At 65.1% G+C, this 19,028-nt stretch carries 19 protein-coding genes; 12 read left to right on the top strand and 7 right to left on the bottom strand.

Annotation, left to right across the window (positions count from 1 at the left end):
• The first annotated feature begins 91 nt into the window (after window positions 1-91).
• The 5 genes from ACIPUB_RS15995 (at window position 92) to ACIPUB_RS15975 (ending at window position 4,640) form a co-directional block, all read left to right on the top strand.
• Window positions 92-1,039: a LysR family transcriptional regulator gene (locus tag ACIPUB_RS15995; RefSeq protein WP_407608273.1), complete on the top strand. Its 948-nt coding sequence runs from the start codon at window positions 92-94 to the stop codon at window positions 1,037-1,039.
• A gap of 170 nt (window positions 1,040-1,209) precedes the next feature.
• On the top strand, window positions 1,210-2,025 hold the full coding sequence (locus ACIPUB_RS15990; RefSeq protein WP_407608272.1) for a DUF4184 family protein: 816 nt from the start codon (window positions 1,210-1,212) through the stop codon (window positions 2,023-2,025).
• A 203-nt stretch (window positions 2,026-2,228) separates the two neighbouring features.
• Window positions 2,229-2,720 carry a nucleoside deaminase gene (locus ACIPUB_RS15985; RefSeq protein WP_264269482.1) on the top strand — a complete coding sequence of 164 codons (492 nt, stop codon included), beginning with the start codon at window positions 2,229-2,231 and terminating at the stop codon, window positions 2,718-2,720.
• A 223-nt stretch (window positions 2,721-2,943) separates the two neighbouring features.
• Window positions 2,944-4,155 (top strand): XdhC family protein, encoded by a 1,212-nt coding sequence (locus ACIPUB_RS15980; RefSeq protein WP_407608271.1) that lies wholly within the window; start codon window positions 2,944-2,946, stop codon window positions 4,153-4,155.
• Window positions 4,146-4,640 carry a hypothetical protein gene (locus ACIPUB_RS15975; RefSeq protein ID WP_407608270.1) on the top strand — a complete coding sequence of 165 codons (495 nt, stop codon included), beginning with the start codon at window positions 4,146-4,148 and terminating at the stop codon, window positions 4,638-4,640. The genes ACIPUB_RS15980 and ACIPUB_RS15975 overlap by 10 nt, the downstream gene beginning before the upstream one ends.
• Here ACIPUB_RS15975 and ACIPUB_RS15970 read toward each other — a convergent pair.
• From ACIPUB_RS15970 to ACIPUB_RS15950, 5 genes are all read right to left on the bottom strand, one after another.
• Entirely contained in the window at window positions 4,554-5,174 is a 621-nt protein-coding gene (locus tag ACIPUB_RS15970) for an NTP transferase domain-containing protein (protein WP_407608269.1), read from the bottom strand. The genes ACIPUB_RS15975 and ACIPUB_RS15970 overlap by 87 nt on opposite strands.
• Window positions 5,175-5,315: 141 nt before the next feature.
• Entirely contained in the window at window positions 5,316-6,311 is a 996-nt protein-coding gene (locus ACIPUB_RS15965; protein ID WP_407608268.1) for a glycine betaine ABC transporter substrate-binding protein, read from the bottom strand.
• 2 nt (window positions 6,312-6,313) lie between these two features.
• Complete coding sequence (locus tag ACIPUB_RS15960; RefSeq protein ID WP_407608267.1) at window positions 6,314-7,096, bottom strand: ABC transporter permease; 783 nt, start codon at window positions 7,094-7,096, stop codon at window positions 6,314-6,316.
• Window positions 7,093-8,343 (bottom strand): ABC transporter ATP-binding protein, encoded by a 1,251-nt coding sequence (locus ACIPUB_RS15955; RefSeq protein ID WP_407608266.1) that lies wholly within the window; start codon window positions 8,341-8,343, stop codon window positions 7,093-7,095. Before ACIPUB_RS15955 ends, ACIPUB_RS15960 begins: the two co-directional genes overlap by 4 nt.
• Window positions 8,336-8,977, bottom strand: coding sequence for an ABC transporter permease (locus ACIPUB_RS15950; RefSeq protein WP_264269488.1), 642 nt, complete (start codon window positions 8,975-8,977; stop codon window positions 8,336-8,338). Before ACIPUB_RS15950 ends, ACIPUB_RS15955 begins: the two co-directional genes overlap by 8 nt.
• 1,140 nt (window positions 8,978-10,117) lie before the next feature.
• Here ACIPUB_RS15950 and ACIPUB_RS15945 point away from each other — a divergent pair.
• The 4 genes from ACIPUB_RS15945 to ACIPUB_RS15930 all read left to right on the top strand — a co-directional run bounded on the left by ACIPUB_RS15945 (window position 10,118) and on the right by ACIPUB_RS15930 (window position 14,610).
• Complete coding sequence (locus tag ACIPUB_RS15945; RefSeq protein ID WP_407608265.1) at window positions 10,118-11,479, top strand: amino acid deaminase; 1,362 nt, start codon at window positions 10,118-10,120, stop codon at window positions 11,477-11,479.
• Window positions 11,479-13,059, top strand: a complete 1,581-nt coding sequence (locus ACIPUB_RS15940; protein ID WP_407608264.1) for an amidohydrolase family protein — start codon at window positions 11,479-11,481, stop codon at window positions 13,057-13,059. Before ACIPUB_RS15945 ends, ACIPUB_RS15940 begins: the two co-directional genes overlap by 1 nt.
• A complete protein-coding gene (locus tag ACIPUB_RS15935; RefSeq protein WP_264269492.1) occupies window positions 13,056-13,691 on the top strand; it encodes a bifunctional 4-hydroxy-2-oxoglutarate aldolase/2-dehydro-3-deoxy-phosphogluconate aldolase in 636 nt (211 codons plus the stop codon). Before ACIPUB_RS15940 ends, ACIPUB_RS15935 begins: the two co-directional genes overlap by 4 nt.
• Window positions 13,692-13,764: 73 nt before the next feature.
• The gene (locus ACIPUB_RS15930) at window positions 13,765-14,610 is read left to right on the top strand and encodes a fumarylacetoacetate hydrolase family protein (RefSeq protein ID WP_407608263.1); all 846 of its coding nucleotides are present in this window, start codon (window positions 13,765-13,767) and stop codon (window positions 14,608-14,610) included.
• A gap of 66 nt (window positions 14,611-14,676) precedes the next feature.
• Here the strand turns inward: ACIPUB_RS15930 and ACIPUB_RS15925 are convergent, their stop codons facing one another.
• On the bottom strand, window positions 14,677-15,045 hold the full coding sequence (locus ACIPUB_RS15925; RefSeq protein ID WP_407608262.1) for a DUF488 domain-containing protein: 369 nt from the start codon (window positions 15,043-15,045) through the stop codon (window positions 14,677-14,679).
• Between the two features lie 133 nt (window positions 15,046-15,178).
• Between ACIPUB_RS15925 and rraA the strand changes: the two genes are divergently transcribed.
• The 3 genes from rraA (at window position 15,179) to ACIPUB_RS15910 (ending at window position 18,117) form a co-directional block, all read left to right on the top strand.
• Window positions 15,179-15,643 carry a ribonuclease E activity regulator RraA gene (gene rraA, locus ACIPUB_RS15920; RefSeq protein WP_407608261.1) on the top strand — a complete coding sequence of 155 codons (465 nt, stop codon included), beginning with the start codon at window positions 15,179-15,181 and terminating at the stop codon, window positions 15,641-15,643.
• A gap of 149 nt (window positions 15,644-15,792) precedes the next feature.
• Window positions 15,793-16,449, top strand: a complete 657-nt coding sequence (locus tag ACIPUB_RS15915; RefSeq protein ID WP_407608297.1) for an SDR family oxidoreductase — start codon at window positions 15,793-15,795, stop codon at window positions 16,447-16,449.
• A 114-nt stretch (window positions 16,450-16,563) separates the two neighbouring features.
• Entirely contained in the window at window positions 16,564-18,117 is a 1,554-nt protein-coding gene (locus tag ACIPUB_RS15910) for a long-chain-fatty-acid--CoA ligase (protein ID WP_407608260.1), read from the top strand.
• A gap of 17 nt (window positions 18,118-18,134) precedes the next feature.
• On the opposite strand, the gene ACIPUB_RS15905 is transcribed toward ACIPUB_RS15910, so the two are convergent.
• Complete coding sequence (locus ACIPUB_RS15905) at window positions 18,135-18,755, bottom strand: class I SAM-dependent methyltransferase (protein WP_407608259.1); 621 nt, start codon at window positions 18,753-18,755, stop codon at window positions 18,135-18,137.
• Between the last annotated feature and the right edge of the window lie 273 nt (window positions 18,756-19,028).

Here is a 19,028-nt window from a genome sequence, read left to right as displayed (position 1 = left end):
TTGTTGTTCTCATGTGTTCAACGCTAAGAACGGGATCTTGATCCGTCCAATGAATTGTTTGACTCGTTTCAATGCGGATAAGCTATCGAACATGAACTTGGAACAGCTCCAAAGCTTCGTGGAAGTCGCACGCATCGGTCATTTCACGCGCGCCGCCGCCCAATTGCATCTAGCCCAGCCCTCGCTAAGCCGGCAGATTTCCACCCTCGAGTCGGACCTCGGCTCCGAACTTTTTCATCGGGCACGGGGCAACATCACACTGACGGATGCCGGGGAATCGCTCCTTCCGTTGGCCAGGCGCATGCTCGCCGATGCGGATACGGTCCGCTACGAGATGCAGGAACTGGCGGGCCTCAAGAAGGGTAGGGTCCGTCTCGGTGCCACCCCGACTCTGTGCATCAGCCTGGTTGCCGACGTGCTGACCTCGTTCCATGTCGCTTACCCCGGCATCGATCTCCACCTGACCGAGCAGGGCTCTCGCGGCCTGCTTGATGAGTTGGCCGGAGGAGCCCTCGACATCGCGCTCATCACCACCTCGGAGGACGGCGTACCCCCTGCCACCAGTCTCCAGCGGACCCCGCTCCTCACGGAGGAACTCGTGGTCATCTCCTCGATGCGGAGTCCGATCCTGGAGGGCCGCCAGTCCCTCACCCTGGAAGAACTGGCGGCCATCGAACAAATCACCTTTCATGAAAGCTACGACCTGCGTGCAACAACCATGCAGGCTTTCCATGCCGCGGGCCTCACCCCCAAGGTCGTGCTCGAGGGCGCCGAAATGGACGCCGTGCTGCGGTGCGTGGAACGCGGGCTGGGTGTCGCGGTCGTTCCCGCAATGGTCATGGTGGACCGGCCCGGGCTGCGCTCGGCCAGGCTCACCGCACCGAGCCTTTCTCGCTCCATCAGCCTCGCACACCGCAACGACGTGACCCTGACACGCGCAGCCCAGGCCATGCAAGAAATGATCATCGACACCGCGGACATCCTCTCCTCGGCCAACCGCGCCACGACCGGATTGATCACCCGGGCGCCGCAGCAATGAGCCGCACCCCGCGGGCAATAGGGGCAGGAATCCATGCCGCCGCCAACGTGGCGGTGCCAACACTCGATTCAGCCCTGAACGCGGCTACGGACGATTAGGCTTGAGGCAGGCCCATTCGCACCGGATACAAGGTGCCCCGTGGGCCCTGAAACAACTTTTCGAGGATTCCCTTGCCGTTCACACTGGCCCACCCGGCTGCCGTCCTGCCATTCCTGCGTCAACCCTTCGTTCCAATCGCCTCGGTTGCCGGGGCCATGGCACCGGACATCCCGTACTTCGCCATGGTGTCTTCCACGAGTGACGCCTGGTACGCACCCATGCTCAATGGCGCCAACTCGCATGACCTTTCCCAGATCCTGACCGTTGGCTTGCCGCTGGCGCTGGTCTTGGCCGGGTTCCTGTGGCTCGTGGCCAAACCGCTGCGGTGGGCGCTTCCCGACTCGTGGATCCCGGACAAGCCGGCGCTCAAGGGCCGCCCGCCCACGAGCGCCCGGGTTGCACTGTGGACGTTCTATTCGCTGATGCTTGGCCTTCTCACGCACCTGGCCTGGGACTCGTTCACGCACTCCTACGGCTGGGTCGTTGAACAGGTGCCGTTGCTGGCCAGCAAACCCGTTGCCGGAATTGCCGTTTACCGTCTCCTGCAGCATGGCAGCACCTTGGCCGGCTTGGTGGTCTTGGCCCTTTGGTACCTCAAACGGCAAAGGGCATCGGGCCACCACGTGAAAACGAGCGAACCCGCTGGCCAAAAGGTCCGCACCATCCTGTTGGCCCTGTTCCTGGTGGTTCCGGCCGTGACTGCAGCTGTCCTTGGCCTGGGTTCGACACCCATCCTGGAAGATTCGGCAAGCGCCGGGTCGTTCCTCTGGATCATCATCACCCGCGGCGGGGCCGCGTTCGTTGTTGCCTTGGCTGCCTACGGTGCCGTGTGGCAAATCGTGGCCTTGATCCGGAAGCTCCGCGCCATGTCCAGGGCCCGCGCCTAGCCCCTGCACCAATGGTGGCGTTGTCCATCTTCACTTGCTATGTTGAAGATTACCGACGCCGGTTTCCCTGCGGAGGGGAAGGCATCCACCGTGGACTGCCAACCCACCGGCCGTTTCGAAGCTGCGGAGTGTTGCCTCGGACAGAACAAAGCCAAGGCAGGCTTCCTCCGGCGCTTCGCCTGAAGGGTAAGGAAGTCGCCACCATGACGGGCACCACCGATTCAGCAGAAAACCTCGCGGCAGCCATCGCCATTGCCGCGGACAACGTCCGCAATGCGGGCGGTCCCTTCGGGGCCCTGATCGTGGCCGCCGACGGATCGCGTTTCGAGGGCGTCAACAGGGTCACCGCGAACAACGACCCCACCGCCCACGCCGAGGTCACGGCCATCCGCGCCGCCTGCCAAGAACTCGGAACCTTCGACCTCACCGGCGCCGTGCTGTACTCGAGTTGCGAGCCCTGCCCTATGTGTCTTGCTTCAGCCCTCTGGGCACGCGTGTCTCGTGTAGTCTTTGCCTCCGACAGGCACGAGGCGGCCGAGGCGGGATTCGACGACGCGGCATTCTACGAATACTTCGAGGGCAGCGAGGCGGAACGAGCCACCCTGATGCCCGTCGAACGCATCAACGACGCCCGGGTCGATCGCCACGAGCCTTTCGCGTTGTGGGCTGCCCTCGACACCCGCATCGAGTACTAGGCACGGCGAGTCAGTTGAAATTCACCGACCGCAGCCACCAGCGGGCCAGGGACAGCATGCCACCACCGAGCACCTGCATCTCGATGCCGGAACCCCCACTGCAAAGTCGGCGAGCGCGGCTCCGGGTTCCGGTCACTCATGTGGCTTGTACCGGCAGGTCCTCCCCTTTGCGTTCCCCTCGATGCGATCTCGCTACTCTTGGGTGTCCCCAAGGATTCGAGCCATGCTGAATCTCCATTCCGCGTTGAACACCTCGATGACAGCTGTCGGCGAATCCTTCGCTGTGGCCACCATCGTGGACACCCGGGGTTCAACCCCGCATCCCCGTGGAACCTCGATGCTGATTCATGGGAATGGCCGAATCACCGGGTCGCTTTCCGGCGGCTGCATCGATGCGGCGGTGCACACCGCGGCGCTCGAGGCCATGGCGCAAGGGACCTCGCGCCGGGAACATTACGGCTATTCACCCACCGATCCTTTCGCCACCGGACTGATGTGCGGAGGTGAAGTGGACGTGCACATCGCACCCTTTGACGCCGGTTCATCCATGCACCGGCTGCTGGAAACCTATGCTTCGCTCCCGCCAGCGGATCCAGTGGCCCTGGTTCGCCGGATCGATGCAGGGTCTTCCGATTCGACATTGATTTCGGATCCCTCCACCCTGTCCGTTTCCGGCCTGGCCGGGCTAGTGGCCCCGTTGGCGGGAGAAGACGGCAGTTCGCAGGCCGCCAGGCTCTGCTTTCCGCTCATTGCCGCCGGCCGCACCGGAGTCATTAAGCTAGACCAGGAATCCGGTTCCTGCAGTGCCGGGGCCGTTGAGCTGTTTGTCGAGTCGCGGCTCGCCCCGCCACGCATGATCGTTTTCGGGGCCAACAGCTATGCCGAGGAATTGCTGAAGCTGGCCCCTGCGCTCGGCTATTCCTCCACGCTGTGCGACGCCCGCGCCGCCTTCACCCTGCAGCCGCGCTTCGGGGTTGCCGACGAGATCTCCACGCTCTGGCCGCATGACTACCTGGCCGGCGAAATTGCCGCCCGACGCGTCGATGAACGCACGGTGTTGTGCGTGCTGACCCACGACCCGAAATTCGACATCCCGTTGCTGTCCCTGGCGCTGGGCCAGCCTCTCGCCTATGTCGGTGCCATGGGCTCGCGGACCAGCCACGAATCCCGCATGCGCGAGTTGCGGGCAGCCGCTGTCCCCGAAAAAGCGCTGGCCACTCTGCACTCCCCCATCGGTCTTGACCTGCAAGCCGCCACCCCCGGCGAAGTTGCCATCGGGATTGCCGCGGAGATCATCGCCAGCAGGTCGCCCCTGGCCACGGGTGCTGCACTGAACACGCTGTCCGGGCCCATCCACGGCGGAGTCCCCGGCAACCCTTCGGCCAACGCCGCATCCCGCCAGCCCGCCAACCGGGGGGCCCCGGCATGGACCTGAACACCGTCGAGGCAGTGGTTCCGACCGCCGATCCGGATGCATTCCGCGCCGGCGATGCCTGGCTGGCCGCAACCACGGACGCCCCGGCTGGCGCGCTGGGCGCAACGCTCTTTGAGGAGATGCTCATCGATGGCACGGTGAAGGTCACGACCGACGTGTTGCGGCAGTACCACGTCCCCGCCTTTGCCGATGTACCGCGCAGTGAAATCTACTTCGCGAAAACCACCGACTCCCTGGGACCGCTCGGGGCCAAGCCCATGAGTGAGATCCCCGACAATCCCGTCGCTCCCGCCCTCGCCAACGCCCTGCGGGATGCCACCGGGATCGGTTTAACCCGGACCCCCTTTCGCCGCGACGATGTCTATCTTGCCCTCGAGGCCGCGGGCAAGGTGCCGCCGCTACTTCCAGCCGAGTGCCTCGAGGTCGGCGACAGTGTCGATGTCCATTCCGGCGTCCAGGTCCGAGCAGTCGACGAGATCGACTAGTTCCCGATGCGCTGCCAGGTAGTCCCGCGCCCCGGCATCGCCGGAGGCTGCCGCTGCCGCCGCCGGAATTTTCTCGGGGGCGAAGATCACCGGGTGTCCGCGCCGCAACGACGCGTCGTCCCGGCGGTAGCCGGCAGCGGTGATCCGTCCTGCACGGTGTTCAGAGGCTATCCGGCGGACAAGAGCTGCACTCATGCCGGGTTGGTCCACCAGCGCCACCAGCGCAGCCGCCCCGTCGGGGACCGCGCCCATGCCCATGGCAAAAGACGACCCCATGCCGGTTGCCCAGTGCTCGTTCACCAGCACCGTGGCACCGGGTTCGTTGACCTGCTCCGTGACCCGTGTGGCGTCGGCCCCCAGAACCACCACGACCTGGGTGCAACCTCCGCCCCGGAGCGCGGCAAGTGCGGAGCCCAGCAGGCTCTGGCCGTTTGGCTTGCGCAACAACGCCTTGGGGCCGCGGCCCAGGCGCGATCCCGCGCCGGCGGCCAGCAGCACGCCCACCACGGGAGGGTTCTCATTCGGGCTGGTCATCTGCCCATCCTAGGTCCTAACGCGGACCAGTGCCCCGCAAGGCCGGGGCCTCTGCGGGCGCATACGACCGGACATGTGAAGGGGGCGCTTCCTTTTTGGAAGCGCCCCCTTCAACGTTGGACAACGGGATCTTCGGACCTGTTACGGCTCGGTGATGAAGCCCTCCGCGACCATCCATTCGAAGGCCACGTCCGCGGGCTCGCGGCCGTTGACGTCGACCTCCAGGTTCATGTCTTGGAGTGCTTCGTCGGTGAGCAACGGGGCGATCTTGGCAAAGACGTCCTCGATGCCCGGGTATTTGTCGGAAAATTCCCCGAAGAAGACCGGAGAAACGTTGTAGGCGGGGAAATACCCCAGGTCGTCCTCCAGAACCGTCAGGTCCAGGGCCTTGATGCGTCCATCGGTGGTGAAGACCTCACCGAAGTTGCAGGCACCGCTATCGGTGGCACTGTAGATCGCCCCGGTGTCGTAGAGCCCCACGTTGGTGTCGGGCACCGACTTGGGGTTGCCGCGTTCCAGCCCATAGAGCTCAAGCATCGGATTCAGGCCGTCCGCCCGGGAATTGAATTCCGCGTCAACGCAAAACGTCAGGTCCTCGGGATCAAGGTCCTTGAGCTCGGAAAGCTTGCTGATCCCGCCGAGGTCCTGGACCGCTTCACTGCGCACGGCCATGGCGTAGGTGTTGTTCATGGGTGCGGGCTTGCCCCAGAGGATCCCGTTCTCCTCGAGGTCTTGGTCGTGCACCACCTGCCACTGCTCGGACTGGTCGGCGATGCCTGTTTCGTGTCCCAGGTAGGTCAGCCAGGCGGTTCCCGTGTATTCCCACAGCACGGAGGCCTGGCCGGACAACAGCAGCTCACGGGCCGGTTGGCTGCCGGGAACACCCGTCAGGTCGTTGACCTTGAATCCGGCGGCCTGGCCGGCCAGCACGGCAATCTTGCCCAGGATCAGCTGTTCGGTGAACGACTTGCTTGTCACCGTCATGGTGGGATTCCCCGGGAGGTTGGGAAGCGGGCTAATGCTTCCCGGCCCGGCGGGCGGCACATACGAGCCCGCCGAGGACAGTCCGCATCCGGTCAGCAGCACGCCGGCCGCCGCCATGAGTGCGGTTGACTTGATCCATTTTCCTGCATTCATCTCTAAAGTCCTTTCGGCCGGGCGAGCTGCTCCACGACACGGCCAAGCCAGTCGATGAGCAGCGCCAGCAATGCCACCAGCAGGGATCCTGCAATCAGCACGACCGTGAGGTTCAGGTTCACGCCGGTGGTGATCAGGATTCCCAGACCGCCGCCGTTGATGAAGGCGGCGAGGGTGGCGGTGCCGACCAGCAAGACCAGCGCGGTGCGGATGCCCGAAAGCATGACCGGTACAGCCAGCGGCAACTCGACCTTGAACAGCACGGCCATGGAGCTCATGCCCATGCCGCGTCCCGCCTCAACGAGGCGCTCGTCAACCTGCTTGAGTCCGACCATGGTGTTGGACAACACCGGCAGGATCGCATACAGCACCAGTGAGATAACGGCAGCCCAATATCCGAAGCCCACCAGGAACGCCAGGATGACGACCAAGCCAATGGCCGGGGCCGCCTGACCGATGTTGGCCACTGCCATCACCGGGTTGGTGAGCCTGCGCATCGAGGGTCGGGTCAGCACGATCCCCAGCGGGATGGCGATGACCAACACGATGAGCGCGGCCACCACCGTGAGGCTCAGGTGCTCGACGGTGTAGCCCCAGAGGGTTGCCGGGGCCAGCGTGGTGCGCTCGGTCTCGCTCAGGTCCGAGTTGGCCAGCCAGATCGCCACGGCGGCCAGTGCTGCGAGGATTCCCAGCAGCTGAAGCCCCAGCACCAGCCACGGACGCTGTACGGGGCGGCTCGGCTCGGTGATCTGGGCGAGATTGGAGCCAGCGGCAAGGGTACTCATCGCGGCTCCTCCGTACTTTGCGGCTCCGCCGCCACGGCATTCTCCACGGCGAGGGCCGGAATGGCGCCGGAGTTCAATCCAACGGGTGCCTCGGAAGCGTCCGCGGCCGCGGCGTTGGCTTGGGAGATGGCCTCCATGATGGTCTGCACGTTGATCAGGCCCCGGAAGACGTCGCGCCTGCCCGTGACGACGGCGGTCTCGGAACTCGAAACCAGCATGGTGTCCAACGCGTCGTTCAGGGTCGACTGGTCACTGACCGACGGCATCGACTCGTCGATGGTGTCGTCGACCAGCTGCAGGCGGGAGAGCTGGCGACGGGTGAGGCGTCGAATGGGCCGGCGGCGCTGGTCCAGGACCACCGCATACGAGGCTCCCTCGCCCTGGAGCCGGGAGAGCACGTCGCTGGCCAACTCGCCTGGCAGCGCGGTGATCGCATCCATGAGCGCTACCTCGTTCACCCGGGTCAGGGTGAGTTGCTTGAGGCCGGCACCGGAGCCAATGAAGTTCTCCACGAACTCGTTGGCGGGGTTGGCCAAGACGCGCTCCGGGGAGTCGTACTGGACCAGCTGGGCACCCTCGTTGAAGACGGCGATCCAGTCGCCCAGCTTTACCGCCTCATCGAAGTCGTGCGTCACCATCACGATGGTCTTCTGCACCTCGGACTGGATGTTCAGCAGTTCGTCCTGCAGGCGCTGGCGGGTGATCGGGTCAACTGCGCCAAAGGGCTCGTCCATGAGCAGCACGGGCGGATCGGCGGCCAACGCCCGCGCAACGCCAACGCGCTGCTGCTGCCCGCCGGAGAGCTCCTTGGGATAGCGATCGCGGTAGATGGCCGGATCCAGCGAGACCAGCTCCAGCAACTCATCGATGCGGGCAGCGATCTTGTCCTTTTTCCAGCCCAGCATCTTGGGAACGATGGCGATGTTCGCTGCCACGGTCATGTGCGGAAAGAGTCCCCCGGCCTGGATGACATAGCCAATGCGGCGGCGCAGCGTGTCGCCGTCCATCTTGGTGACGTCTTCGCCGTTGATGACGATCTTTCCACCGGTGGGCTCGATGAGGCGGTTGATCATTTTCAGGGTGGTCGTCTTGCCGCAGCCCGATGGGCCTACGAGCATGACTATGCTTCCCGCCGGGATCTCGAGGGTGAGTCCGCCGACGGCAGGCTTGACCTGGCCGGGGTACTGCTTGGTGACTTCGTCAAGCAAGATTGATGCGCCAGTGATGGCGTCAGAGGATTCAGACACGGATACCTCGCGGAGTGGTAAGTCGGCCGATGCCGAGCAAAATGAGATCGAGAATGAAGGCCAGGATGACCACGCCAATGACTCCGACAAGCACTGAGTCAAAGGCCTTTGCTCCACCCAGGCGGGAAAGGCCGGAGAAGATGAATCCGCCGAGGCCGGGGCCCAGGGCATAGGCGGCAATCGCGGCAACGCCCATCACCATCTGGGCCGATACCCGGATGCCGGACAGGATGACGGGCCATGCCATGGGAAGTTCAACCGTTGCCAGGGTGCGCATGCGGCTCATGCCGATGCCGCGGGCAGACTCAACCACTGACGGGGAGATGCCGGCCAGGCCGACGATGGCATTGCGGACAATTGGCAGCGCGGCAAAGAACGTGACCACGATGACGGCGGGGGTGACGCCGAACCCGAATGGGGCGATCAACAAGCCGATCGCAGCGAACGAGGGGATGGTCAGGCCAATGGCCGAGACCCCGTTGGCCAGGGAAGACAAGGACTTATTGCGGTAAACCAGCGCCGCGATCACCACGGCGATAATCGTCGCGAGGATCAGACACTGCGCAACTAGCGAGAAATGTTGCCACGAGGCGAACAATATTTGGCGGAATCTTTCGCCAATGAATTCAAACACATCAAAACCTGCTTCACTTTGGTTACGTAGCCTGCTCTCGTCGGCCCGAAAGGCCTCAGATACCGTGCAAACATACGTGAAAGGGGGCTTCATATCTACTTGGGAGTGCTCCGGGCAATCCATCGAGATTGAATGGGAATTGATGGCTTTATCCGGGAATTATCCGTTCAACGCAGTATTTGAAGAGTCGAGGGATATCAACACGAACTGTCGGAAAATCCTTGAAAACATAGGGCTGACAATGGATCTGGCCTCCTCACGTGAGTGTCTCCCGATCCTACTCCGCGTGTCCCCGGCCCAACAGCCCGCCGAGCGTCCCGCAGAGCAAAACACTGAGTCAAAAAAGTAGTGGCCCTCACATCAGGACGCCCGATTCCAATCCAGGGAAGCACCACTCATTGCATGTATTTTCCAACCCTCGAACGACCCCGGGCAGTCCCGATCCGCAATTGCCGCATGGTTCGTCAACCACGTAGGCGCTGGACACCGCTGAGCGCAGGAGAAGGCCTGTCCGGCGGCGGGACAGGCAGAGTGCACATGGCCGTTGGCGCCAGCCTTGGCCGCTCCGGAACAAGGCACACCACGGACCCGTGAAGACCCTCCTTGTGCCACGACAGAATTCGCGCCTCGTCGCTCTTATCAACGACGTCGAAATCAACACTCGAGGCCCATTCGGTGCATCTCGCCGCCATTCGTTTTTCACATTCAGAAGGTGCCGATCCCAACGTGTGAATCGTCGAACAATTCCATTCATTCCGGTCTGTGCAGCCTGCCAGACCGAACGGTGGAATGCAGGGAATGTCATTGCTGCCATCGGGGGCCGGGCGCTGAACGTCGATTCACATTTCATTCATTCGGGCCGTTGTAGTGCCTTCGAGGCGGCAACACGCTCCTTGCGTTCGATGATGGTTCCCGCATTTTCTTAACTCCATTGATTGATGCGACTCGCGGTTTTCGCCGACGGGCCGGACAATGTCATGGTGCCGCAGCCCGGCTTCACCACCGCCGGTGGGGCCTGTTCGCGATTCGGGATGTGTTGGCGGATTTTTCCTGGCCGTGTTAGACATTAAGCCTGTGTGTCCGTAACTCCCCATGACCATCCAACACAGTGCCTCTGGCCGAATTAATAAGGAATTAGCCGTGGATGATCTTGCACAATCGGAACGAACGACCCTGGCTTCCCCCGCCTATGCTGTCGACATGATCGCCAACCTGGGTCGCGTCACCCTTGACTGGCGACACAAAGCCATACCAGCCACCTTCCACGGGCAAAGCGCCGCCGAATTCACCTCAAGGGACGTGGAGCTTTCCCAGCTACAAACGCCGCTGTTGACCCTGGACCTCACGGCCATGACCCACAACCTCAAGCAGATCTCTGCCTGGGGCAGCGCGCGCGGGGTATTGTTGTCCCCGCATGGCACCACCACCATGGCCCCGCAGCTGTGGGCCGAGCAGTTGGAACGCGGCGCGTGGGGCATCACTTTGGCCAACTACGCCCAAATGCGTGTGGCACACGCCCATGGCATAGCCAGGGTGCTACTCCCCAATACGCTTTCCGATCCGAGGGCCATCGCCTGGGTGTCCTCGGTGACCGGAGACGATTTCGAAGTGGTCTCATGGGTCGACTCGTTGCAGAGCGTGGAGCTGCTTGAAACCACGCTCGCGCAACTGGCCGCAAGCACGGAAAGCATGCCCACTCCCCTGCGGGTGATGGTGGAGCTCGGCGGCTCCGTCGGCCGCACCGGCGCCCGTTCCATCAATGAAGTACTGGACATTTCCCGCGCCGTTGCCGCGTCCACCCACCTCATCCTTGTGGGCATCGGCGGCTATGAGGGTACACCGGAGCACGGCGCCGACGAGGCCGCCCTGCAAACGGTGCGCGATTACCTGGTGCAGATGTTCAAGGCGCACAAACTCATTTTGGCGTCCGGCCACTACACCGCCGGGGAAAATTTGATCCTGAGCACCGGTGGCAGGGCCAGCTTCGAAGACGTTGCATCGATGCTGTCACCCGCCATTGACGCCGGCACCGGCGCCGGGGGCCGTCGGATCGATGTCTTGATCCGGTCCGGGGACTACCTGGTGCACGACGACCGTTTCCACCGCGGCATTTCACACTTCGCCCGCCAGCGCATTGCCCCGTTTCGCGCCGCCATGCACGGCTGGGCCCGCGTGGTTTCCCAGCCCGAGGCGGGACTGGCCCTGCTCGACGGCGGCAAGCGCGACTTCCCCTTCGACGAGGGTCTGCCCGAACCAGAAATGATCGGCCCCGACCTGGGCAGCGAAATGACCGAATTGGTCGGTGCGAGCATCGTGACGCAATACGACCAGCACTCTTTCCTGCGCTTCGATCCGGCCACCACCACGGTAAAGGTCGGCGACGTGATCCGGCTGGGCCTCTCCCACCCCTGCACGGCCTTTGACAAGTGGTCGTTGATCCCGGTCCTTGAGGACGCAGTGGAGGACCAACGAGTCGTCTCCCTAGTTCACACCTTCTTCTAATGCGGATCGATGCTGTGCGCCCGCTCCCGGTGCGCACAGCCATCACCCGCACCCGCATCATCGACGGCTCCGGCGGCGCCGAATACGCGGGCGACGTCGTGCTCGAGGACGGCCGCATTTCCCGCATTCTCCCGGCCGGGGCTTTCATCGAGGACGGCGGCACGCTGGTCATCGACGGGTCTGGTCTGGTCACCTGCCCGGGATTCATCGACATGCACGGGCGCTCCGAGCCGACCCTGCCGACCGATCCTGCCCACCATGCAGCCCTCACGCAGGGCGTGACCACCCAGGTCCTGGGGCAGGACGGGTTCTCCCTCGCCCCGCACGGAGAAGCCCCGGAATCGCTTGCACCACTTTCCTGGCCGTCCGTGGGCCAATTCCTTGACGGGATCGACGAGGGAACAGGCGCCAATGTGGCCTGCCTGGTGCCGCTGGGGACCGTGCGGGAGGTTGCCATGCGAGGCGTGGAGGACGCGTCCGTGGCCGAGATGATTGCCGCCCAGGCCAGGGCCATCGCCGATGCCTTGGAGCAGGGCGCGGTGGGAATGTCCTCCGGCCCGGAACACGACCCGGAGCCCCGCGCAACGGCAGCGGAGCTCGAGGCCCTGGGCACGGCCATTGCCGCCTGCGGCGGTTATTGGTCCACGGAACACGACCCGAACCACGGCACTGTGCTGGAAGCCGTGGCCGGCAGCATCGCCGTTGCCGCCAAGACCGGGGCGTCCCTGCACCTGGCCCATCTGCGCTTGGATGCCGGGGCATCCATGGGTACGGTTGCGGAGCTTCTGGCCATGCTTGACGCGGCCCTGGATGCCGGAGTCGATCTGGGTTGCGGTTCCCACCCCTACCTCGAGGGCCACGGGCTCCTCTCCTCGCTGCTGCCTTCCTGGGCACGGGAAGGGCACGCCGCCGATATCCTGGCCCGCCTCGACGATGCCGATGCCGTGGCACGAATCCGTGCCGAGGTCCAGGCCGACCCGAACATCGACTGGAAAGCGGTGAGCATCGCCTCGGTGGGTTCCGCGCAGCTGTCCATGTTGGTGGGCCAGGACATCACCCGGATTGCCGCGATCCAGTCAACCGACGTGGTCACCACCTTCCTGCGCATCCTGGGCGCCGATGAGCTGGCCACCGGCATCCTGCACCGCACCGGGAACGAGGAAAACCTGCGGGCCATCGTGGGGCACCGCAGCCACTGCGGGTCCGGTCCCGGAGTCCCTGTGGCCGCGGCCCACCCAGGTACCTGGGGTGCCTTTCCGCGCTTCTTGGCGCGGTATGCCGGGGACGCGGGACCGATGGACATGCCGGGGATGATCCACCAGCTCACCGGCCGTCCAGCGGCCCGCCTGGGACTGGCCGGTCGCGGGGTGCTGGCCGAGGGAAACGCCGCCGATGTGCTGGTCTTCGCTCCGGATGTCATTATTGACAGGGCCACCTTTGCCGATCCACGGCAACCGGCGGCAGGAATAAAGCACGTGTTCGTCAACGGCGTGGCCGCCGTTTCCGAGCACCTACCCACTTCGGCCCTCGCCGGCCGGGCGCTGCGACGCAGCGCGAAAGGAAGAACGCAATCCACATGAACACGCCGGAAATGATCCAGATGCTCCAACGCGACAAGGCCCTGGCGGTGGTCCGCACCGAGGCGATCACCGACGCCGCAGAATTGTGCGGCGCCCTGGTCTCCGGGGGCATCTACGCGGTGGAGCTGACCTTCACGACCCCCGGGATGCTCACCCACCTGGCCCGCGCAGCCGACACCGTGCAGACCCACGGAGCAGTGGTCGGCGCCGGCACCGTGCTGCACGCCGACCAGGCTCGCGCCGCCATCGATGCAGGGGCCCAGTTCATCGTTGCCCCGGGGATCCGCCCGGAGGTGGCCGAGGTCGCCGCACAGGCCGGGGTGCCATTTTGCCTGGGGGCCATGAGCCCGACCGAGGTGGCCATGGCCCTTGACCTTGGCAGTGCCATGGTCAAGATCTTCCCCGCCGCAATCATGGGTTCGCGCTACCTCACCGAGTTGCAAGGTCCCTACCCCGGCGTGCGCCTGCTGCCCACCGGCGGGGTCACCCTGGCCAATGCCAAGGAGTTCCTGGAGGCAGGGGCGCTGGCGGTCTGTGTCGATTCCTCGGTGGTTCCCGGAGCCCTGGTGGCCGCTGGCGAACACGAGGCCATTGCCATGCTTGCAGCCGAATTCACTGCCGCCCTGCGCTAGCGGCACCCGCGGGAAAAAGAAAAAATGCGTCACCGGTTACGGCGCTTCGGTGCCCATGTGATGGGATAAGGGCATGAAACTTGCCACATTGCGCCGGGCCGGTGCGCCCGAAAGCACCTTTGCCGCCCTGATCACCGAGAAGAACTTCAGCGAGCTCGAGGGCTTCGCCGATGTGGGTGCCTTCCTGGCCGCCGACCCCGAGGCCCGCACCGCGGCATTGGGTGTAGCCGCCACCGGCGCCGTCGCCGAGCTGGCCGACGCCGACTACGCCCCGCTGATCACCAACCCGGCCAAGGTGTATTGCATCGGGCTGAACTATCGCAACCACATTGCCGAGGTCGGCAAGCAGGAACCGGAATTCCCCACTGTCTTCACAAAGTTCGCCTCCTCGCTCGCCGGCGCCAACGACGAGATCGAGATCCCGGCCGAGGACCACCGCATCGACTGGGAGGGCGAGCTCGCCGTCATTATCGGCGAACCCGGGCGCCGCATCTCCGAGGTCGATGCCCCCAAGCACATTGCCGGTTACGCGGTCTCCAACGACGTGTCCATGCGCGGCTACCAAGGCCGCACCACCGAATGGACCCAGGGCAAGTGCTGGGACGCGGCTTCGCCATTGGGCCCATGGCTGGTCAGCCCCGAGGACTTCGCCACGGGTGCGAAAATCACCACGCGCGTGAACGGGGAGATCGTCCAGGAAGATTCCACCGCCGACCTGGTCTTCTCCCCCGCGGCGCTGGTGGCCTACCTGTCGGTGTTCAACGAGTTGCGCCCCGGCGACGTGATCCTCACCGGGACCCCCGCCGGCGTCGCCCTGGGCAGGCGCAACGAGGCCGGACGCCACCCGTGGCTGAAGGCAGGGGACGTGCTGGAAACCTCCATCGAATCCCTGGGCACCAGCAGCAACACCTTTATCTAGGCGCCTGCCGATCCGGGGTGCAGTGGCGGATGGATCCGTCGCTACGCCCCGGATCCGCGATACCGGTTACGCCCCGCCCGTGCCCAGCTGCTCCCCGATGACCGAACGCAGCACCACGGCCTGGTTGTGTTCCTCGTCCTTGGCCCCATACAAGAGACACAGGCGATCCTTGTCCCTAGCTAGGGACAATAATTTCTCCAAGGCCTCCGAGCCGTCCAGTTCCTTGCGATAGGCCTTGGCGAAGGCCGTAAATTTCTTGGCGACGTGGCCAAATTGCTTTCGAAGTTCATCGGACGGCCCCGCTTCCTTGAGCCAGAGGTCCAGCTCCGCATCATCCTTCTTGATGCCCCGGGGCCAGATCCGGTCCACCAGGACCCGGTAGCCGTCGTCGCTTTCGGCCTCCTCGTAGACTCGCTTGATCACAACGTTGCCCATGGCCGCATGCTACGCCGAAACCGCCCAGAGGCCCAGCCAACAACTTGGGCACCGCCGGGCGTCTCGAACGGACACCCCGCATCCGGCGTAACACCGGCCGGATTCCGGCGCCGTGAATCGTAGGCTGGGGAACATGACGTTTACCACCTGCGATCTCTTCGACAACGATGAAACCCTGCAATCGGTTTCCCTGCAATTTGAGAATTTCGGTGCCCACCCCCGCTTCAGCGGGCCGGTGCGCACGGTGCGCTGCTACCGGGACAACGGCCTGGTCAAGTCCCTGCTCAACTCCCCGGGCGATGGCGCGGTGCTGGTGGTCGACGGGGCCGGGTCGCTGGAATCCGCACTGATGGGCGACATGATCGCCGCCGCTGCCGTGGAGAACGGCTGGGCCGGCGTCGTGATCAACGGCGCGATCCGTGACCGCATGGCCCTGGCCGATACCCCGCTGGGCATCAAGGCCCTGGGATCGAACCCGCGCAAGAGCGCCAAGGACTCGGTCGGCGCGGTGGACCTGGTCGTGTCCTTTGGCGGTGTCACCTTCGTCCCCGGCGCCATGCTGTACTCGGACGAGGACGGCATCCTCGTCGCCGCCTAAGGGACCCGGCCCGGTGGTTCGCCCCGCACCCGCCCGAAAACTGAAAGACTAGGGGACGGCATGCAGCACACCGGGCACCTCGTTGGAAGAGAGACCGCTCGACGCGGACGCCGCACATCCAGGCACACGTTGAACACGACTCAAGGAGCATCATGAAGGTCACGATCATTGGCGGCCACGGCAAGGTCGCGCTGTTGGCAGCTGCCCAGTTGGCCAAGCGAGGCGACACCGTCACCTCGGTCATCCGCAACCCCGACCACGCTGCGGATGTCTCCGCCACGGGTGCCACGCCACTGGTGCTGGATATGGAGAACGCGACGACCGCAGAAATGGCCGAGGCCTTCCAGGGTGCCGAAGCGATTGTCTGGTCAGCCGGGGCCGGCGGCGGAAACCCGGACCGCACCTATGCCGTCGACCGCGATGCCGCCATCCGTTCCATGAACGCCGCGGAGATCACCGGGGCAAAGCGCTATGTCATGGTCTCGTTCCTCACCGCCGACACCGAGCACCTGGTGGCACTGGATGACCCGTTCTACCCCTACATGGCCGCCAAGATCGCCGCCGACGAACACCTGCGTGCCAGCACCCTGGACTACACCATCCTGGGCCCCGGGGCACTGACCCTTGCCGAACCCACCGGTCTGCTGAACCCGACGCCCGACCCCGCGTCGGACACCTCGACTTCCCGGGCCAACACGGCATTGGCCATCGTGGCGGCGCTCGATGATCCGGCAAGCGTCGGCCGGACCATCAACTTCAGCGACGGGGACGTCCCGGTCGCCCAGGTCGTGGCCGCTGGCAGCTGACCCGGTTCTTCGGTGAACGGCGGGCCCCTCGCGGCGCTGTTCGTTGACAGGCGGGGGCGAGGCGAGCACGATGGGCGAGAGCCCACCCGCACCTTCGTCTTGGGAGAAACCTCCGTGAACGCACCAGTTCCAAACGCCACCCTGTCCGTTGCAGCCATCCTGGCAGAGGGCGCCAAGCGCCACGGCGACCTGCCGGCCATCACCCTGGGCGGGGCAAGCACCAGCTACAAGGACCTGTGGGACCAGGCACGCGCCTACGCCGGGGCCCTACGCGAGGCCGGGGTGGCGGACGGGGACAAGGTCGCCATCATGATCCCCAACGTCACCGACTTCGCCCGCGTCTACTATGCGGTGCTGGCCCTGGGAGCCGTGGCGGTCCCCGTGCATGCGCTCTTCAAGCGCCACGAGATCGAATACGTGTTGGGCGACGCCGGGGCGCAGACGCTCATTTGCGCCGCGCCGCTGCTGGGCGAGGGGGCACCGGGTGCGCTCGCGGCCGGGGCGCGGGTCTTCACCGTGATGTCTCCCGAGGCCGGGGATCTTCCCCGCCTTGAGGACCTCGCCAGGGCCGCAACACCCATTGGCACCTACGTCCCGCGCGGGCCGCTGGACATCGCCACGATCCTGTACACCTCCGGCACCACCGGCAAGCCCAAGGGCGCGCTTGGCACCCACTTCGCCCTGGTCGAGCAGGTCAACGTGCTGTTGCTGAACACCTTCGACATGCGCCGGGGAGACAAGCTCTTTGGCGGCCTGCCGCTCTTCCACACCTTCGGGCAGACCGTGGCCTTGAACGCGGGGTTGCGCGCCGGCGCCGAGATACTGCTGCTGCCCAAGTTCACCGGCGAGGCCGCCTTGGACATGGTGTTGGACGAGGGCGTGAACATCTTCATCGGCGTGCCCACCATGTACGTGGGGTTGCTGGCCGCGGCCAAGGCGCGCCCGGAGCCTGCCCCGGCCCTGCGCTACGCGGTTTCCGGCGGCGCTGCCCTGCCGCTGGCCATCCTCCAGGGGTTCAGCGGGCACTTCGGCGCGACAATCCACGAGGGTTACGGGCTGACCGAGACCTCGCCGGTGGCCTCCTTCAACCACGTGGGCGTCGAGCCGCGGCCAGGAACCGTGGGCCAGCCCGTCTGGGGAGTCGAGATCGAGGTTGCCCGCCCAGAGGTCTCCGATGCCATCGAGTTGCTGGAAACCGGTGAGTTGGGCGAGCTGGTGATCCGCGGGCACAATCTCTTTTCCGGATACCTGAACCGCCCCGAGGCAACCGCCGAAGCCATGGTGGATGGCTGGTTCCGCACCGGGGATCTGGGCACCAAGGACAAGGACGGCTACATCAGCATCGTGGACCGGAAGAAGGACATGATCCTGCGCAACGGCTACAACGTGTACCCGCGCGAAGTCGAGGAAGTGCTGGTCGCCCACCCGGAGATCACCAATGCCGCGGTCTTCGGGGTGCCGGATGAAAAGCACGGCCAGGAAATCGTGGCCGCGGTGACCCTTGCGGCAGGGAGCCTCTTGGGTGCAGACGCCATTGGCGACTACGCCAGGGAACAGCTGGCGGCCTACAAGTATCCGCGGCTTGTCGAAATCGTGGCGGATTTCCCGCTGGGCCCCAGCGGGAAGGTGCTCAAGCGCGAGCTGGTCGCCCGGTACTCGCACGAGTAGGCGGCAGGGGCGGGAGTTCAGGATCGGGTCGCCACACCCAGGCTGATCGCACCCTCGAAGCGCGGCGCTCCGGGCAGGTAGAAAGTATCCAACTCGGTGGTCTGAAACCCTGCATCGTGAAGCATCTCAACGACGGAACGGGTGAGGTGGCAGCCCCCGGCCAGGGCCTTCTGAAGGGGTTCGACCCGGCGCTGGAAGCGTTGGACCTTTTCATCGGGGGCCAGCCCATGTTCCAGGAAATGCAGCGTCCCGCCGGGCTTGAGCACGCGGTGGACCTCAGCCAGGGCAGCGGCGGCATCCGGAATGGTGCACAGCGTGAAGGTGCTCAGTGCGGCATCGAAGTACCCGTCGGGCTCCCCCAGCTGTTGGCCGTCAACCGATCCGCGCAGGATCCGGATTGCCGATGCCGCCCGCGCGCCGGCCGATAGCCGCCAAGCGGTGTCGGAGGGCTCAATGGCCACCACCTCGGTCATTCCCTCCGGGTAGTGACCCACGTTGCTTCCCGAGCCGAAACCCAGTTCCAGCACCCTACCGGCAAGCCCGGAGCATGCCCGCGTTCGCATCGGGTCCAGGGACCTGGTGCCGCAGGAGAGCGCGACGAGGCGAGGCAGCACGTGTTTCTTATAGAGATTGGTCATCAGGCCAAAACCTCCGACCGGCCGGATCCTTCATCGCCTATGCCAACAGTCTCTGTGCGGACGGCCCTGCTTGCAAGGGGGGGCAAGGGGGCAATGGCGATCGGCACAAGGCATGGCACAAATGGAAAGGCCCGGGCGGGGGGGGGGGGGGGGGCCCCCGATTCGCGGCTGTCCCTGGGCGGGCGCCCGGGGGCGGGGCGGGGCACCTGCTGGGGATAACCGCGGCCGGGTCTCGGCACCCGGACAGGTCCGGACGGGTGCGGGGAAGCACAT

The sequence above is a fragment of the Paeniglutamicibacter sp. ORCA_105 genome, from assembly GCF_045798545.1.
Taxonomy (GTDB): domain Bacteria; phylum Actinomycetota; class Actinomycetes; order Actinomycetales; family Micrococcaceae; genus Paeniglutamicibacter; species Paeniglutamicibacter sulfureus.
This window is presented reverse-complemented; position numbering and strand designations above follow the sequence as displayed.

Excerpts from the sequence above, each read along its gene's own strand:
- ACIPUB_RS15995 (WP_407608273.1), top strand. The coding sequence starts at position 92 with ATGAACTTGGAACAGCTCCAAAGCTTCGTGGAAGTCGCACGCATCGGT.
- ACIPUB_RS15985 (WP_264269482.1), top strand. The coding sequence starts at position 2,229 with ATGACGGGCACCACCGATTCAGCAGAAAACCTCGCGGCAGCCATCGCC.
- ACIPUB_RS15980 (WP_407608271.1), top strand. The coding sequence starts at position 2,944 with ATGCTGAATCTCCATTCCGCGTTGAACACCTCGATGACAGCTGTCGGC.
- ACIPUB_RS15975 (WP_407608270.1), top strand. The coding sequence starts at position 4,146 with ATGGACCTGAACACCGTCGAGGCAGTGGTTCCGACCGCCGATCCGGAT.
- ACIPUB_RS15970 (WP_407608269.1), bottom strand. The coding sequence starts at position 5,174 with ATGACCAGCCCGAATGAGAACCCTCCCGTGGTGGGCGTGCTGCTGGCC.
- ACIPUB_RS15965 (WP_407608268.1), bottom strand. The coding sequence starts at position 6,311 with ATGAATGCAGGAAAATGGATCAAGTCAACCGCACTCATGGCGGCGGCC.
- ACIPUB_RS15960 (WP_407608267.1), bottom strand. The coding sequence starts at position 7,096 with ATGAGTACCCTTGCCGCTGGCTCCAATCTCGCCCAGATCACCGAGCCG.
- ACIPUB_RS15940 (WP_407608264.1), top strand. The coding sequence starts at position 11,479 with ATGCGGATCGATGCTGTGCGCCCGCTCCCGGTGCGCACAGCCATCACC.
- ACIPUB_RS15935 (WP_264269492.1), top strand. The coding sequence starts at position 13,056 with ATGAACACGCCGGAAATGATCCAGATGCTCCAACGCGACAAGGCCCTG.
- ACIPUB_RS15930 (WP_407608263.1), top strand. The coding sequence starts at position 13,765 with ATGAAACTTGCCACATTGCGCCGGGCCGGTGCGCCCGAAAGCACCTTT.
- ACIPUB_RS15925 (WP_407608262.1), bottom strand. The coding sequence starts at position 15,045 with ATGGGCAACGTTGTGATCAAGCGAGTCTACGAGGAGGCCGAAAGCGAC.
- rraA (WP_407608261.1), top strand. The coding sequence starts at position 15,179 with ATGACGTTTACCACCTGCGATCTCTTCGACAACGATGAAACCCTGCAA.
- ACIPUB_RS15905 (WP_407608259.1), bottom strand. The coding sequence starts at position 18,755 with ATGACCAATCTCTATAAGAAACACGTGCTGCCTCGCCTCGTCGCGCTC.